At 69.7% G+C, this 13,239-nt stretch carries 14 protein-coding genes and 1 riboswitch; of the genes, 11 read left to right on the top strand and 3 right to left on the bottom strand.

Features of this window, described 5'->3' with window-relative positions:
- The 5 genes from QN163_05910 (at window position 1) to QN163_05890 (ending at window position 3,867) form a co-directional block, all read left to right on the top strand.
- The gene (locus QN163_05910; protein ID MDR5683545.1) at window positions 1–693 is read left to right on the top strand and encodes a hypothetical protein; all 693 of its coding nucleotides are present in this window, start codon (window positions 1–3) and stop codon (window positions 691–693) included.
- A 98-nt stretch (window positions 694–791) separates the two neighbouring features.
- On the top strand, window positions 792–1,541 hold the full coding sequence (locus QN163_05905; protein ID MDR5683544.1) for a prepilin peptidase: 750 nt from the start codon (window positions 792–794) through the stop codon (window positions 1,539–1,541).
- Window positions 1,542–1,560: 19 nt separating this feature from the next.
- A complete protein-coding gene (locus tag QN163_05900) occupies window positions 1,561–2,457 on the top strand; it encodes a GGDEF domain-containing protein (protein ID MDR5683543.1) in 897 nt (298 codons plus the stop codon).
- A gap of 144 nt (window positions 2,458–2,601) precedes the next feature.
- Complete coding sequence (efp, locus tag QN163_05895) at window positions 2,602–3,162, top strand: elongation factor P (GenBank protein MDR5683542.1); 561 nt, start codon at window positions 2,602–2,604, stop codon at window positions 3,160–3,162.
- Between the two features lie 60 nt (window positions 3,163–3,222).
- Window positions 3,223–3,310, top strand: a riboswitch (cyclic di-GMP riboswitch).
- 86 nt (window positions 3,311–3,396) lie between these two features.
- Window positions 3,397–3,867 carry a hypothetical protein gene (locus QN163_05890; GenBank protein MDR5683541.1) on the top strand — a complete coding sequence of 157 codons (471 nt, stop codon included), beginning with the start codon at window positions 3,397–3,399 and terminating at the stop codon, window positions 3,865–3,867.
- 6 nt (window positions 3,868–3,873) lie between these two features.
- Here QN163_05890 and QN163_05885 read toward each other — a convergent pair whose 3' ends face one another.
- The 3 genes from QN163_05885 to QN163_05875 all read right to left on the bottom strand — a co-directional run bounded on the left by QN163_05885 (window position 3,874) and on the right by QN163_05875 (window position 7,744).
- Complete coding sequence (locus QN163_05885; protein ID MDR5683540.1) at window positions 3,874–6,264, bottom strand: SdrD B-like domain-containing protein; 2,391 nt, start codon at window positions 6,262–6,264, stop codon at window positions 3,874–3,876.
- 76 nt (window positions 6,265–6,340) lie between these two features.
- Window positions 6,341–7,186, bottom strand: coding sequence for a hypothetical protein (locus QN163_05880; protein MDR5683539.1), 846 nt, complete (start codon window positions 7,184–7,186; stop codon window positions 6,341–6,343).
- Window positions 7,187–7,237: 51 nt separating this feature from the next.
- Window positions 7,238–7,744 (bottom strand): hypothetical protein, encoded by a 507-nt coding sequence (locus QN163_05875; protein ID MDR5683538.1) that lies wholly within the window; start codon window positions 7,742–7,744, stop codon window positions 7,238–7,240.
- Window positions 7,745–7,987: 243 nt separating this feature from the next.
- Here QN163_05875 and nusB point away from each other — a divergent pair, with 243 nt between their 5' ends.
- From nusB to recN, 6 genes are all read left to right on the top strand, one after another.
- A complete protein-coding gene (gene nusB / locus QN163_05870) occupies window positions 7,988–8,446 on the top strand; it encodes a transcription antitermination factor NusB (protein ID MDR5683537.1) in 459 nt (152 codons plus the stop codon).
- Between the two features lie 68 nt (window positions 8,447–8,514).
- Window positions 8,515–8,796, top strand: a complete 282-nt coding sequence (locus QN163_05865; GenBank protein MDR5683536.1) for an acylphosphatase — start codon at window positions 8,515–8,517, stop codon at window positions 8,794–8,796.
- A 34-nt stretch (window positions 8,797–8,830) separates the two neighbouring features.
- Complete coding sequence (locus QN163_05860) at window positions 8,831–9,721, top strand: polyprenyl synthetase family protein (GenBank protein MDR5683535.1); 891 nt, start codon at window positions 8,831–8,833, stop codon at window positions 9,719–9,721.
- A 28-nt stretch (window positions 9,722–9,749) separates the two neighbouring features.
- Window positions 9,750–10,559, top strand: coding sequence for a TlyA family RNA methyltransferase (locus QN163_05855; GenBank protein ID MDR5683534.1), 810 nt, complete (start codon window positions 9,750–9,752; stop codon window positions 10,557–10,559).
- A complete protein-coding gene (locus QN163_05850) occupies window positions 10,550–11,428 on the top strand; it encodes an NAD(+)/NADH kinase (protein MDR5683533.1) in 879 nt (292 codons plus the stop codon). The genes QN163_05855 and QN163_05850 overlap by 10 nt, the downstream gene beginning before the upstream one ends.
- 29 nt (window positions 11,429–11,457) lie before the next feature.
- Window positions 11,458–13,173, top strand: a complete 1,716-nt coding sequence (recN, locus tag QN163_05845; protein ID MDR5683532.1) for a DNA repair protein RecN — start codon at window positions 11,458–11,460, stop codon at window positions 13,171–13,173.
- Window positions 13,174–13,239 lie beyond the last annotated feature (66 nt).

Here is a 13,239-nt window from a genome sequence, read left to right as displayed (position 1 = left end):
GTGAGACCGCACGGGTGGGCGTGGGCGATACCGGGGGCGGTAACCCTGGTGGCGATTGCGCTGGCCGGGACGGCGCTTGCCTTCGACCTCTCGGCGACCTACCCGAACGATGCGGCGTTCGTCCAGGCCGTAGCCCCGCTGCGCGCGGCGGCCCAGGCGAACCCGCGCAATGCGGACGCGCGGTTCCGGCTCGGATACGCGTACTACTGGACGTGGCGTCTGTGGCGGGTGGGGAGCATCGCCTACGGCGCGGACTACCACCGCACGGCGGAGTCGGAGTTCCGGGCGGCGATCGCCGCGGACGAAAAGCACGTGGACGCGTACCTTGCGCTTTACAATCTCTACCAGTCGCGGGGCGACTGGGACGCAGCCGAAGCGCTGCTGCCCAAACTGATGGAGCTGAGCAAGGACTTCGCGGTGCTGGCCCGGGCGGGCGCGGTGCCGCCCCCTCCGCTGGTTCCGGCGGTCCAGGTGCCGGGTGCAGTCCCGACGCCGCCGCCGTTCCCGGCACTGGCCGACCCGAGGTTTAGGGCCTCGGACTACTTCGTGGTGGTGGACCTCGCGACCGGATTGATCTACAGGCTGAGCTGCCCGCAGCTTCCGCGGATCGAGCGCGCCGCGTTCTTCCTCATCAAATGGGAGGCGATCGCCCTGGGCCACCGTCCGGCGACGGGACCCTGTGCGCCCCCCTGACCTGCGCTCCGCCCGCGTCACCCTCTCTGCTCCGACGACGGAGGGGGCAAGGGGCTTTCAAGGATCGGCGCCGCCGGCATTGCGGGACCGGTGCTGATATGACCGGGTTGGCATTCGTCTTCGGCGCCATCTTCGGCTCCTTTACAAACGTCCTGATCCACCGCCTCCCCCGAGGGGAGTCGGTGATCCTGCCGGGATCGAGGTGCCGGTCGTGCGGCCGCCGGCTGGAGTGGTGGGAGAACGTTCCGATCTTGAGTTTCCTCGCCCTGCGCGGGCGGTGCCGGACGTGCGACGCGCGGATCTCGCCTCGCTACCTGGTAGTCGAGATCCTCGTCGCCGGGTTGTTCGCCTACTGCGCCTGGCGGCATGCGCTGACCTGGGAGGGGGCGGCGTGTGCGGTCTTCGGGGTGCTGCTGGTCGCGGTGTTTTTCATCGACCTCGAGCACAAGATCATCCCGGACCGCATCACGCTGCCGGGTATGGCGCTGGGCCTGGTGCTCTCCGGGTTGCGCGACGGACCCTGGGGGATGGCGGCCGGTGCGGCGGCGGGCCTGGGTGCCGGTGGCGTGTTGTTGCTGATCGCGATGGCAAGCCGCGGAGGCATGGGCGGGGGAGACGTCAAGCTCGCGGCGATGATGGGCACGTTCCTGGGCTGGCCGCTGATCGGGGTGGGCCTGTTCGCGGGTGTGCTGATCGGTGGGTTGGTCGCGCTCGTGCTGCTGGCCACCGGCATCAAGAAGCGCAAGGACCACATCCCCTTCGGACCGGCGCTTGCGGTCGGGGGGTTTGTGGCGATGGAATGGGGACGACAACTCCTCCGATGGTATCTGGGCGCCTTCGGATTGTGAGGGACGCAGCGGAGGCCGCATGAGGCACACCGACCGGGAGCGGATCCTCGAGACCTGGTTGCAGGCTGTCCAGACCGGGGGCTCCAAGCCGCGGTCGGCGCAGGCGCTGCAGAGGTGGGGTCGCGAGCTGCTCGACGGCGTCGAGCGGGCGCTGCGCGGGGAGCGGGATGCGGTGCGCGCGTTCGTGAGGTCGGACCTGCAGCGCACCACGTCGGGGGCGCCGGCCGCGGACCGCCTCGAACTCCTCCTGGCGTTCCGCGGTGCGGTGCTGAGCGTGCTGTCGGACCTGACCGCGGAGGAGACCGCGGCGCTTTCGGGGGAGTTCGACCGGGCGGCCATGGACATCGTGTCGTGGCACGACGCGGCGAGGCGGATCCCCGAGAGGGAGGGGACGGTGCCGGAGCCCGCACGGGCTCCGGACGACACCACGCTCAAGGACTGGGCAACGGATCTGTTCAACGAGTCGTACTTCCGGATCGTCCTGCCCATCGAGGTCCGGCGATCGGTGCGCTACGGCCGTCCGCTGTGCCTGGCTCTGCTGAAGGTAGACAACTACGAGGAACTGGCATCCCAGCACGGCCCGCAGGGCGCGGAGGCCGCCGTCGAGCAGGTGGCGCAGGTCCTCAAGGAGTCCACCCGCTCGGTCGACGCGAAGTGCCGCCTGGCCGCGGATCGCATCGCGGTGCTGTTGCCGGAGACGGACGGCGCATCGGGGATGCTCGTCGTCGAGCGCCTTCGCGAGGACCTGGCGGCGCGCGCCGAAATGCACCAGGGCGGGCTCGCGCCGCAGATCAGCGCGGGGGTGGCGGCCTGTCCCGAGCACGCGGACGAGCCGGGACCCCTGCTGCAGAAGGCGGAGCAGGCGCTGGCACTGGCCGAGCAGATGGGCGGCGACGTGGCCATCGTCTCGTCTTAGCGGCCCCATCAGCCATCAGGTGCAGGCCGAGGGTCTTCAGCGGTCCATTGCCCGCACCCCCATCTACGTGCGGGGTCGGTCGATGGTACGATGGTGCCATCGCGCGGGCAGAACGATGTGGAACGAGCGGGAGGACACGGCAGGATGATCTCCAGCAACGACTTTCGGCCCGGTGTGCACATCGAACTGGACGGTGAGCTGTACACCGTCGTGGAATCGCAGCACGTCAAGATCGGCCGCGGGTCGGCGTACGTACGGGCGAAGATCCGGAACATGCGCACGGGTGCGATCGTGGAGCGGAAGTTCAACGCCGGTGAGCGCGTGCCCCGCGCCTATCTCGAGACGAAGGAGATGCAGTACCTATACCACGACGGCGAGGCCTACCACTTCATGGACAACGAGACCTACGAGCAGATCACGCTGCCCGCCGAGGTCGTCGGCGACGGCAGGCGCTTCCTCAAGGACGGGATGACGGTCGAGGTGGTCTTCCACGAGGGCAGACCACTGGAAGTGGAGCTGCCCAACAGCGTCGAGCTCACCGTGGTCGAGACCTCTCCGGGCGTGCGCGGCGACACGGTGTCGGGCGGCAGCAAGCCCGCAAAACTGGAGACCGGGGCGGTGGTCCATGTTCCCCTGTTCGTGGGCCAGGGCGAGAAGATCCGCGTGGACACCCGCACGGGTCAGTACCTGGAACGCGTCCGGTAGAGGTGTCTGTGGCGTGGCACGCTTCTTGCATTAGAGAGTGGGTGAAAACCGAATAGCGCTCGACCGAAAGGGCAAACCCAGGGAAACCCGGGGACGCAAAGCCACGGGCCTACAGCCCCATCGGGGCCACGGTCGCCGGGCTGCCGAAGCGAGGGTCCATGTGTGGCCCTGCTTCCTCGGTCGTGAGGCAGGGCCGCTGTGCTGGGCGCCTGCTCGCGCGGAGGAGCGGAAGACGTGCGAAACGGCGCTGCCTGGATCGTCGTGGTTGTGGCGCTGTTCTACCCCGCACCCGGTGTCTCTGGCGCCGGGCGAACGCAGACCGTAGGCATCACCGTACTCCCCCGCATCCAGGTCACACTGCTGTCTGCGCCACAGCACCTGTCCATCCCTGCCCGCCGGTGCGGGTCCCTGGTGACGACCGTGCACGTCAGGAGCAACGTGACCTACGAACTGACCGTGCGGCTGCGGACGGGCGGACCGGGACTCTCCTGGCAGGTCGGGGGGTCGCCCCTCGCCGGCAACTTCGTTACGGTGGCTTCCGGCCAGGGCAGGACCACGGGTCGGACGCACGACGTGGTCGTCCGCGCCTGCATCGCCGCGGATCTGGCCTTGCGGCAGACGACCGCGGAGCTGGAGTACGTGGCACGGGGTGATGCCGTCGTCTCGGAAGCTGCCCGACAGCTGCTGGTGATCCTGGTGATGTAGCGGGGCTTACGGGAAGCTCGGCACGACGGGCCTGGTCCTCGGGATGAGCCGCACCGCCAGCTCGAGGGTCTGCCCGGGGGCCACACGGACGGTGAACTCGGCTCCATCCGCCGGGACGGCCAGGTGGGGTGGAAGGGAGTCCGCAAGCAGCCGCACTCGGTGGTCTCCCGGGCGTAGGGGGAAGAACTCGAATGCCCCGCGTTCGTCGGTGGTCCTGCGCTCTTCGCCCGGCCACAGGACGAGGATGACGCCCTCGACCGCCGGCTCGCTGGGATCCCGCCGCCCGTTGTTGTTGGTGTCCACGTAGACGGTACCCCGCACCGTCGCCGCCGGCACGAGCGCGACCTGGACCACGGTGGTCCCTCCTGCGTGGACCTGTGCCCGCAGCGCTCCCTCCTCGACCATGAGGTCAACCGGTACCGTATCCTCGTCCACCGATACCGTGTAGGATCCCTCGCGGACCGGATCCATGGTGGCCTGCCCGCCGGACCCGGAGAGGGCGGCGCGGCGCCCGTCGATGCGGATGACCACGTCGGGGACTCCCGGCTCGTCCTCGTCACGCCGACCGTCGCCGTTGATGTCCCGGAAGACGACCACTTCGAGGCGCCCGACCGGGACGCTTCCGCGGAACGAGAGGGGGAAAGCGTAGTGTACGGTCGCATACGGCGTCGTGGCACCCGACCGCAGGCGGAGACCGCCGCCGACAGACACGCTCGCGCCTCCGCCGACCTGCCTGGCGACCCCGATTTCCACCAGCCCTTCGTAGCCGGAGTCCAGCGCCGCGTATCGAGCCTGGGCACGGAGGTGGAGGTCCGGGCCGATCCGAAACGAGCCGCCGACACCGAAGATCCACCCGTCTGGAGAGCCGAAGTGGCGGGCCAGCTCGCCGGAGAGGTAGGCTCCCGCGGGCAGCTGTAGAACGGGACGCACCTCCACCCGCCAAGACGACGGGCTTCCGAGTACCCCGGCCTGCAACACGTAGCCGGCCGACAGCGAGACCGCCCAGGGGCTGCGCGCGTACAGGGCGTGCAGGCTTCCCTGGGTCACCCGAACCGAAGCGTCGTCCCTGTGAGAGAACGTCCCCGCAAGCAAAAGCTCCTGCGATGCGCGATACGTCGCCAGGAGGCCATAGGCGGATCGATCGGCTGTGCCGGGCGCGTTGGCACGCAGGAACGCGGCGCTGGCGGCGACGTACCAGCGGTCGTCGGGCACGTAGAAGAGTCTGAGGAGACCGCCGTGGCGGTCGGCGAACTGGGTCGCATTGCCCATCGTGGGGAAGCCAGGCCCCAGCCAGAGGTAACTGAGTTCCGCTCCGAGGTTCGCAAACGACGCCGCGGCACCGGCCCGCCACGCGAACCCGCTACCCTCGGGTGAACCGCCCGTGGCGACCTCGGCGAACAGTGCGAGGTGCGCGAACGGATCCCAGCGCAAGAGGCTCTTGACGACGAAGGCAGTGGATGCGGGGTCGTACAGCAGCGTCGCGCCGACTGACCAATCCCCCATGCGTGGCAGTCGCAGCTGCGCGCCGTACACGGGCGTCCAAGCACCGGGCAGCGCGCCGCCCCAAAGGACCATGCTCAGGCTTCCCACCCGCGTCTGCGCGATGGCCCCGACCAGTCCCTGCTCGTAGAGGGTGAGGGGAGAGTCGTCCAAGACCACTTCCCCTAAGTGCAACCTCAGATCCGACCACTCCAGCATGGCCGAGCCAGCGTAGGTGAGTCGGTCGAATGCGCCCAAGTAAAATCGCCCCGACGTTCGGTCGGCCAGCAGACCGAGAGTCCCGAAGGTCAGATCGACGCTCGGCCCGATCCGACGGCCGTCGAAGGACAGGCCGAGAACGACGTGGCCGGATGCAAAAACCGGGGGTGTGAGGTCCTGCCGAAACTCGGAGACGAAGTCCGTGGTCCCGCCCGGACGGGGTGTGGCCCGAGGTCGCGACGCTGCGACCGTGGTGGTCTGCGCAGAATCAGCGGTCGTGATCGAAAGCCGCCCTGAGGCCGGGTCCCAGTCGACGAGGACGTCGAAGAGCACCTCCGCAGCCGGATGCGGGATCCGGGTGGAACCATTCATGACGCGTACCGGTCCGGGGAGGACGGCTATGACCAGATCGGCCTGCCAGACCTCCGAACGTCCCGGTCGGAGGGTGTAGGCGTTGGCGTCGGCCTTGCGCACCTCGACGATGCCGGGTCGGGCGACGACTTCCGCCCCAAAGAGCGCGGCGAGCGGACGCAGCGGCAGATAGACGAGACCGTCGACAAGCAAGGGTGCGGGCCTCAGCCCCAGCGGTGAACCGTCGAGGAACAGGCGCACAGCCGGCGCGGGGGCTGCGGGCAGCGCCGCGGCCAGGGCCAGGGTGACCAGGGCGAGCCCGGCCGCACCCCGCCACGCCTTCGACAACCCGGGCGCAAGTTCCCAGCCACGGCGGCCGTCCGAGCGATCGACGGTTCGGACGTGACGGGTGGACTCTCGCACGTCAGCGGGCGGGATACGTGAACTCCTGGCGCCCGACCAGCAGGACGTCCGCACCATAGTCCAGGGTCGCCCGTACCGTGTAGCGGCCCGGCCTGAGGCTTGCAGGCACCGACAGGCGGAACTCCCGCACCGTGCCGGGGAGGACCACTCCCTCTGGTAATGGAGCCACCCCTGCGGCCTCGCCACCGCCATCGAGCACGGCGACGTCCCCCTTGACCCGTACGTGGACGTTACCGGTGTTGCGGAACGTGACGAGGATGTCGATGCCGCGGCCAGCCGACCTAGGGCTGGCGACCATGGCCGTGATCCGCCCTCCCACCTCGGCGGTTCCGGCTGCGCTGATTAGCAAGCGCGCGGCGATCCTCGGTGTGGCGATCACCACCGCACCGGGGCGTGGCCGGGCGGGAAGCTGGAGCACGGGCGGCGCGGAGACGACCACCGCACCGTAGCGGCCTCCTCGCGTCTCCCGCGGGAGCGTGATCGCCATGCGGACGAACTGTCGTCCGGAGGCGGGGATCTCGAACTCCGCCGGCGCCATGCGGACGAAGGGTACGACCGACCACGGCAGCCTGCGGTCCTCGAGCGTGTCGGCGACACCGTCGCGGCGCAGGAACAGGTCGGCCAGCACAGCCCGGAACCGCAACGCATGGGCCGAGTCGTTCTGCACCACGATGCCGGTCACGACGGTCTGGCCAGTCGGGACGGAGACCTCGACGTCGGCGGGCATGACGGTGAACCGGATCGCCGACTGGGCCGCCACTTGCCGGCTGGCGGCCGTCAGCACGAACAGGGCACAAATCGCGCACGCCGTCCGGACCGCGGGCGCGGGAACCGTCTGGAGAATCATCGATCCGGTGACGGCCGGAGCGAACCTCCGTCCGCTTGGCCAACCATCCGACTACGGGTTGCCGACCGCCTGCCAGTCGATCTGTATGGTGTAGTCGCCGGGCGCGTCGTCGAACGTCGCGCACTGGCGGTAGTCGACGTCGTGGCTGCGGCCGGCCGCTCCCGTAGACGTGCCCGAGTACGCGAGGACATAGGAGGTCGTGATGTCCGTCCACGCCCCGGTGGTCGGGGAGGTGGTCCGCCACTGGAAGACGTTCGTCATGTCGGTCGTACCGCTCCGCGGCCTGGCGTTCGGATTGGCGGTGGGGTTGGCGCGGAGGTTCAGGTTGTAGCTGACGTTGCTGCGGACCGTCAGGGCTCCGGAGTTCACCGTCCCGCACTCGTCCGGCGCCACCGTGATCGATAGGGTCGGGCTGGCGATGCTGAGCGTGATCGCCTGCTGCACGATGACGGTGGCGGTCTGCGAACCGGTCGCGGACGGTCCGCCATAGCCTGCCGAGGCGATCATCAAGACGGCCGATGCGGCCAGGACGACTCTCCAGCTGCGTCTGTGCTGCATCTGGGACCCCCCTTTTGCTGGACCACAGCCGTCCCGGGTGGTCGATATCGAAAATCGACGCAATCGTCCGAATGTCCCCTATTCTTCGCGCCCCGGGGGGAATTCCTGCTTCCGAAGGCACGAAAAGTTCACTCGTTCTCCAGGTAGAGTCGGATGGGAGGGGCGGCCAAGGCGTTTCAGCGGACCGGCGATCCCCGCCCGTATAATGAACCGGGAGCGTCGGATGCGATCGGAGGGTCGGGCGTGAGCAGCCGTCGCATGGCACGGGAAGCTGTACTGCGCATCCTGTTCCAGGCAGAGGTAGGCGGCCTTCCCTTGGAGCAGGTCGTCGCGTCGTATGCCGACGGATGGCCGGACGAAGACGACCGCGTGGTCAAAAAGGGGTGGGACGACGACGACTGGCGGTTCATCGTCCGGCTGAGCCGCGGTGCGTGGGAGGGAAGGAGCGAGACCGACGCACTGATCGCTCGCTATGCGGAGGGATGGACGCTGGAACGGATGCCCCGGGTGGACGTTTGTGTTCTGCGGATGGCCGTCTACGAGTTGCTCCACACGGACACGCCCCCCAGTGTGGTGATCAACGAGGCCGTCGAACTCGCCAAGCGCTACAGTACCGAGGAATCGGGGCGATTCGTGAACGGCATCCTGGGCCGGATCTACCGGGAGCACGTGGAGCGGGAGGAACGGGTGGTCGGTGGCTGACGGTGGCCCGGCGGTCGCCGGCCGTCCTGCAGCTGAGGACGCGGTGGGCCGTTCACCCTCGACCGCAGATGAACGAACCAACCGTACGTGCCCGGGCGATCCTGCGAGGACGGGTCCAGGGTGTGGGGTTTCGCTTCTTCGCCGAGCGCTGGGCCTCGCGTCTGGGCGTGGCGGGGTACGCGCGAAACCTGCACGACGGAACGCTGGAGGTCGTCGCCGAGGGACCCCGCCGGGCCGTCGAGGACTTCCTGGAGACGATGCGCTCCGGCCCGGAGGGCGCCACCGTGATGGGCATGCACGTCGCGTGGGAGACGCCTCGGGGTGAGGACGGGTTTCGCATTCGAATGTAGGTCGTGGCCGGCCTGCGGCGGTGGATTGATCCTCGTGATGCCCGACCCGTTGGACGCATTCTTCACGGCCTGGACGCCCAGGGTCGAGGCTGCGCTCGACGCCCTGCTGCCTCCGGCCCACGCCGACCCCTCGGTCATCCACGAAGCCATGCGCTATAGCGTCTTCGCGGGCGGCAAGCGGTTCCGGCCGATACTGGTCCTGGCGTCGGCCGACGCCTGCGGTGTGGACCCCGCGACGGCGATGCCCTTGGCGTGTGCCGTCGAGGCGGTGCACACCTACTCGCTGATCCACGACGACCTGCCCAGCATGGACGACTCGGACACCCGGCGCGGAAAGCCGACTTGTCACGTCAAGTATGGGCAGGCCGTCGCGGTGCTTGCGGGCGATGCGCTCCACGACTGCGCCTTCGAGTGGATAACAGACCTGCGTGCGTCCTTTCCGGCAGATCGCGTGCTGGCGGTGATCCGGGAGGTCGCCGCGGCCATCGGCACGGGGGGCATGGTCGGCGGTCAGGTCCTGGACCTACTCGCAGAGCGCAGGCAGTTGCCGGCCGATGCGGTCACGGAGATCCACAGGCGGAAGACGGGAGCACTGGTGCGTGCCTGCGCGCGTTGCGGGGCGCTGCTGAGTGGTTCGGAAGCCGACGCACGTGCGCTCGGACGCTACGGCGAGCACCTGGGGCTGGCGTTCCAGATCACCGACGACATCCTCGACGTCGTCGGCGAAGCCGAAAAGATGGGCAAACCTCCGGGCGGCGATTCCGCCGCAGCGAAGGCCACCTACCCGGCTGTCTTTGGCCTGGACCGCTCCCGGGCGATGGCCGTCGAGCAGATGCACATGGCGATCGATGCCCTGGCGGCGCTGGGAGCGCGCGCAGAAGTCCTGCGTGGCCTGGCGAGGTTCGTCGTGGAGCGCGACCGCTGACCGTGGGGCCCGAGGCAGGGCGTCACGGGTGAGGCGTCGGCTGGACCTCGCCCTGGTGGAGCGCGGGTTGGCGCCATCGCGCGAGCGTGCCCAGGCTTTGGTCCTGGCCGGGCGCGTCTTCGTGGACGGCCGACGTGTGGACAAGTCCGGCGTGGCGGTCACACCGACCAGCCGGATCGAGGTCCGTGGCCCGGATCACTCCTATGTCGGACGGGGCGGTCTAAAGCTGGAACACGCGCTGCGGGCGTTCGGTCTGGACGTCCGTGGTGCCGTCTGCCTCGACCTCGGGGCCGGCACCGGAGGGTTCACCGACTGTCTGCTGCAACACGGAGCGCGGAAGGTCTACGCGGTGGACGTCGGGTACGGACAGCTGGACCTGCGACTGCGCGCGGATCCGCGCGTCGTCGTCCTGGAGCGGACTCACGCCCGAGACCTCAAGCGCAACATCGTCCCCGATCCGCTGGATGTGGCCTGTGCCGACGTCTCGTTCATCTCGCTGACGCGCGCCCTCCCGCCTGTCGTGCCGCTGCTGCGTCCGCGGGCGCCGGTGGTTGCGCTCGTCAAGCCGCCGTTCGAGGCGGGCCGCGGCGTCGCCAAGAGAGGGGTCGTCCGCGACCCCGAGGTCCACCGGCACGTGATCCGGACCGTCGCCGACGCGCTGGCCCCACACGGGCTGGGCGCGGTAGCGGTGACGCCCTCGCCGATCCGCGGCGAGCGGGGAAACGTCGAGTTCTTCCTGCTGCTCCGCAGGGACGCGGCACCGGAGTTGACCGACGAGAGGATTGCACGCGCCGTCGAAGAAGCGAGGGAAATAGTTCGGGGAGGAGGTTGCCGCTGACGAAGACCGTAGGGATGCTCGTCAACGCGGAGAAGGCCGAAGCCTACCCTGAGGGTGCGGCCGTGCTGGCCGCCGTCGGGCGGCGGGTGCGCGAGCGCGGGGTGCGGATCGCCGTGAACGCCGCCAGCGCCGCTCTGCTGGGGATGGCCGACTGGGCCGCGGACGAGCAGGAGATCGTCTCGCGTTCGGACGCGCTGATCGTGGTTGGCGGCGACGGCACGATCCTGCACGCCTCCCGCGCAGCCGCCGTGCGCGGCATCCCGATCCTGGGCGTCAACCTGGGTGGGTTCGGGTTTCTCGCCGAGGTCGGACCGGCGGAATTGCCGAAAGCGGTCGAGCGTCTGCTCGATGGCGAGTACGACATCGAGGAGCGCATGATGCTGGCCGCCGAGGTGGTCCGTGAGGGCGAGGCGGCTCAGCGTTTTACGGCCCTAAACGACATGGTGGTCACCAAGAGCGGGTACGCGCGGCTGATGCCCATCCGGGCGCGGATCAACGACGAACACCTTGCGACCTACCTCGCCGACGGCCTCATCGTCGCCACGCCGACCGGCTCGACCGCATACAACCTCTCCGCGGGCGGCCCCATCGTCAGTCCCGGGGTCCAGGCGATCGTGATCACACCGATCTGCCCCCACACGCTGAACGCCAGGACAGTGATCGTGGACGCGGACGACGTGGCCTCCGTGGAGGTCGCCTCCGACACCGAGGGCGTGCTGCTGACGGTGGACGGCCAGGTCGGGTGTCCCCTGGAAGGAGGCGACGTCGTGCGCATCCGCAGGGCCGAGCAGCGCGCCCGCTTGGTGCGGCTGCGCAGACCGATGTTCTACGAGTTGCTGCGCCGCAAGTTCGCCTGGGGAGAGCGGTGAGGTCGTCTCAGCCCGCCCGCTGACGGTCCATGCTGCGTGAACTCCACGTCCGCGACTTCGCGCTGCTGGAGGCGGTCCGCGTCGAGTTCGGACCGGGTCTGAACGTCCTTACCGGCGAGACCGGCGCCGGCAAGTCCATCCTCGTCGATGCGCTCGGCGTCGCCGTGGGTCAGCGCGCGAGCTCCGACCTGGTGCGGGCCGGGGCCGAGGAGGCGCGTGTGACGGCTGTATTCGACCTGTCCAGAGTGCCGGAGCTGGCGGCGCGGGTGGACGCGCTGGGTGTCGGGGTAGAAGAGGGCCTCCTCGTGCTGGCGCGTGAGGTGGGCGGCCGCGGGCGGGCGTACGCCAACGGTGCACCCGTCTCGGTCTCGACCCTGCGGCGGATCGGCGAGATCGTGCTGGAGATCCACGGGCAGCACGAAGGACAGCGCCTGCTCGAACTGTCCAGTCACCTCGACCTGCTGGACGCGTTTGGCGGCGAAGGGGTGCTCGCGCAACGACGGCGGGTGGCCGAACTCGTGCGGCGGTGGTCGGAGCGACGCGCGGCGCTGCGGGCAGTGGAGACGAACGAGCGAGAGCGAGCGCAGCGTCTGGATCTGCTCCGGTTCCAGGTCGCCGAGATCGACGCCGCGCGGTTGCGGCCCGGCGAACTCGACGCGCTGCAGGAGGCGAGGACGCGGCTGGCGAACGCGGAACGCCTGCGCGAGGCGTTGGGACGCGCGTACGACGCGCTGTACGGCGCCGACGGTTCGACGTCGGACGCGCTGGGGCGCGCGGCGGCGTCGCTGGCGCAGGCCGCGACGTGGGCCGCCGAGCTGGGCGAACTCGCGGCGACCGTGCAGGCGTTGCGTGAGGGCGCCGTGGAGGCGGCCAGGGAGGCCCGCCGCGCGCTCGATCGGGTGGAGGCGGACCCCGCGCAGCTCGAGCGGGTGGAAGCGCGCTTGGCCTCGCTGCAGGCGCTGATGCGCAAGTACGGCGACTCCCTCGAAGACGTCATGGCCTACCGGGAGCAGGCCGCCACGGAGATCGAGACTCTGAGCGCGGCGGATGCCCGGCGTGAGGAGATCGCGTCCGAGCTGACCGCCCTGCAGTCGGAGCTGGCCGAAGAGGCCTCGCGGCTGTCAAGGCTGCGTAGGGAGGCGGCCGGGCGCATGGAGAAGGCCGTCCTGGTGCACCTGCGGGAACTGGCGATGCCCGCTGCGCGGTTCGAGGTGGCGTTCGGGCGGCGGGAGGATGCGCAGGGGGTCCCCGTCGGCGGAGAGATCGTGGCGGTCGGTGAGCGGGGCGCCGACCGGGTGGAATTTCTGTTTTCCGCCAACCCGGGCGAGCCGCCCAGGCCGTTGCACCGCGTCGCCTCAGGCGGCGAGCTGTCCAGGGTCCTGCTGGCCCTGCGCTCGGCGCTGATCGGCGGCGACCCGCCGCCGATCATGGTCTTCGACGAGATCGACGCCGGCGTAGGAGGGCGCACCGGCCACGTCATCGGGCAGAAGCTGGCGGCGCTCGCGACCCGGTCGCAGGTCCTGTGCGTGACGCATCTGGCGCAGATCGCCGTCTTCGCCGACCACCACTACGCGGTCGGGAAGGTCACCGAGCGCGGCCGTACGCGGGCGGTCGTCGAGCGGCTGGAGCGCGAGGCGCGCGTCGAAGAGGTCGCGCGGATGCTGGCCGGCCCACAGCCGACGGAGATGGCGCGCCGCCACGCACGCGAGATGCTGAGGCGTCCGGCGCCTTCGGCACCGAGGTGACAGGGAGGCCGCAGCGCGTGGTAGAATCACACAGCGACATGGGACGGCGGACACAACTCGACGGTG

It is taken from the genome of Armatimonadota bacterium (assembly GCA_031432545.1).
Lineage (GTDB): Bacteria > Sysuimicrobiota > Sysuimicrobiia > Sysuimicrobiales > Sysuimicrobiaceae > Caldifonticola > Caldifonticola tengchongensis.
Note: the sequence above shows the minus strand (reverse complement) of the source record. Positions and strands in the feature narration are given on the sequence as shown.

Coding starts and splice junctions, on each gene's coding strand:
- QN163_05905 (MDR5683544.1), top strand. CDS start 792: ATGACCGGGTTGGCATTCGTCTTCGGCGCCATCTTCGGCTCCTTTACA.
- QN163_05900 (MDR5683543.1), top strand. CDS start 1,561: ATGAGGCACACCGACCGGGAGCGGATCCTCGAGACCTGGTTGCAGGCT.
- efp (MDR5683542.1), top strand. CDS start 2,602: ATGATCTCCAGCAACGACTTTCGGCCCGGTGTGCACATCGAACTGGAC.
- QN163_05880 (MDR5683539.1), bottom strand. CDS start 7,186: ATGATTCTCCAGACGGTTCCCGCGCCCGCGGTCCGGACGGCGTGCGCG.
- QN163_05875 (MDR5683538.1), bottom strand. CDS start 7,744: ATGCAGCACAGACGCAGCTGGAGAGTCGTCCTGGCCGCATCGGCCGTC.
- QN163_05865 (MDR5683536.1), top strand. CDS start 8,515: ATGAACGAACCAACCGTACGTGCCCGGGCGATCCTGCGAGGACGGGTC.
- recN (MDR5683532.1), top strand. CDS start 11,458: ATGCTGCGTGAACTCCACGTCCGCGACTTCGCGCTGCTGGAGGCGGTC.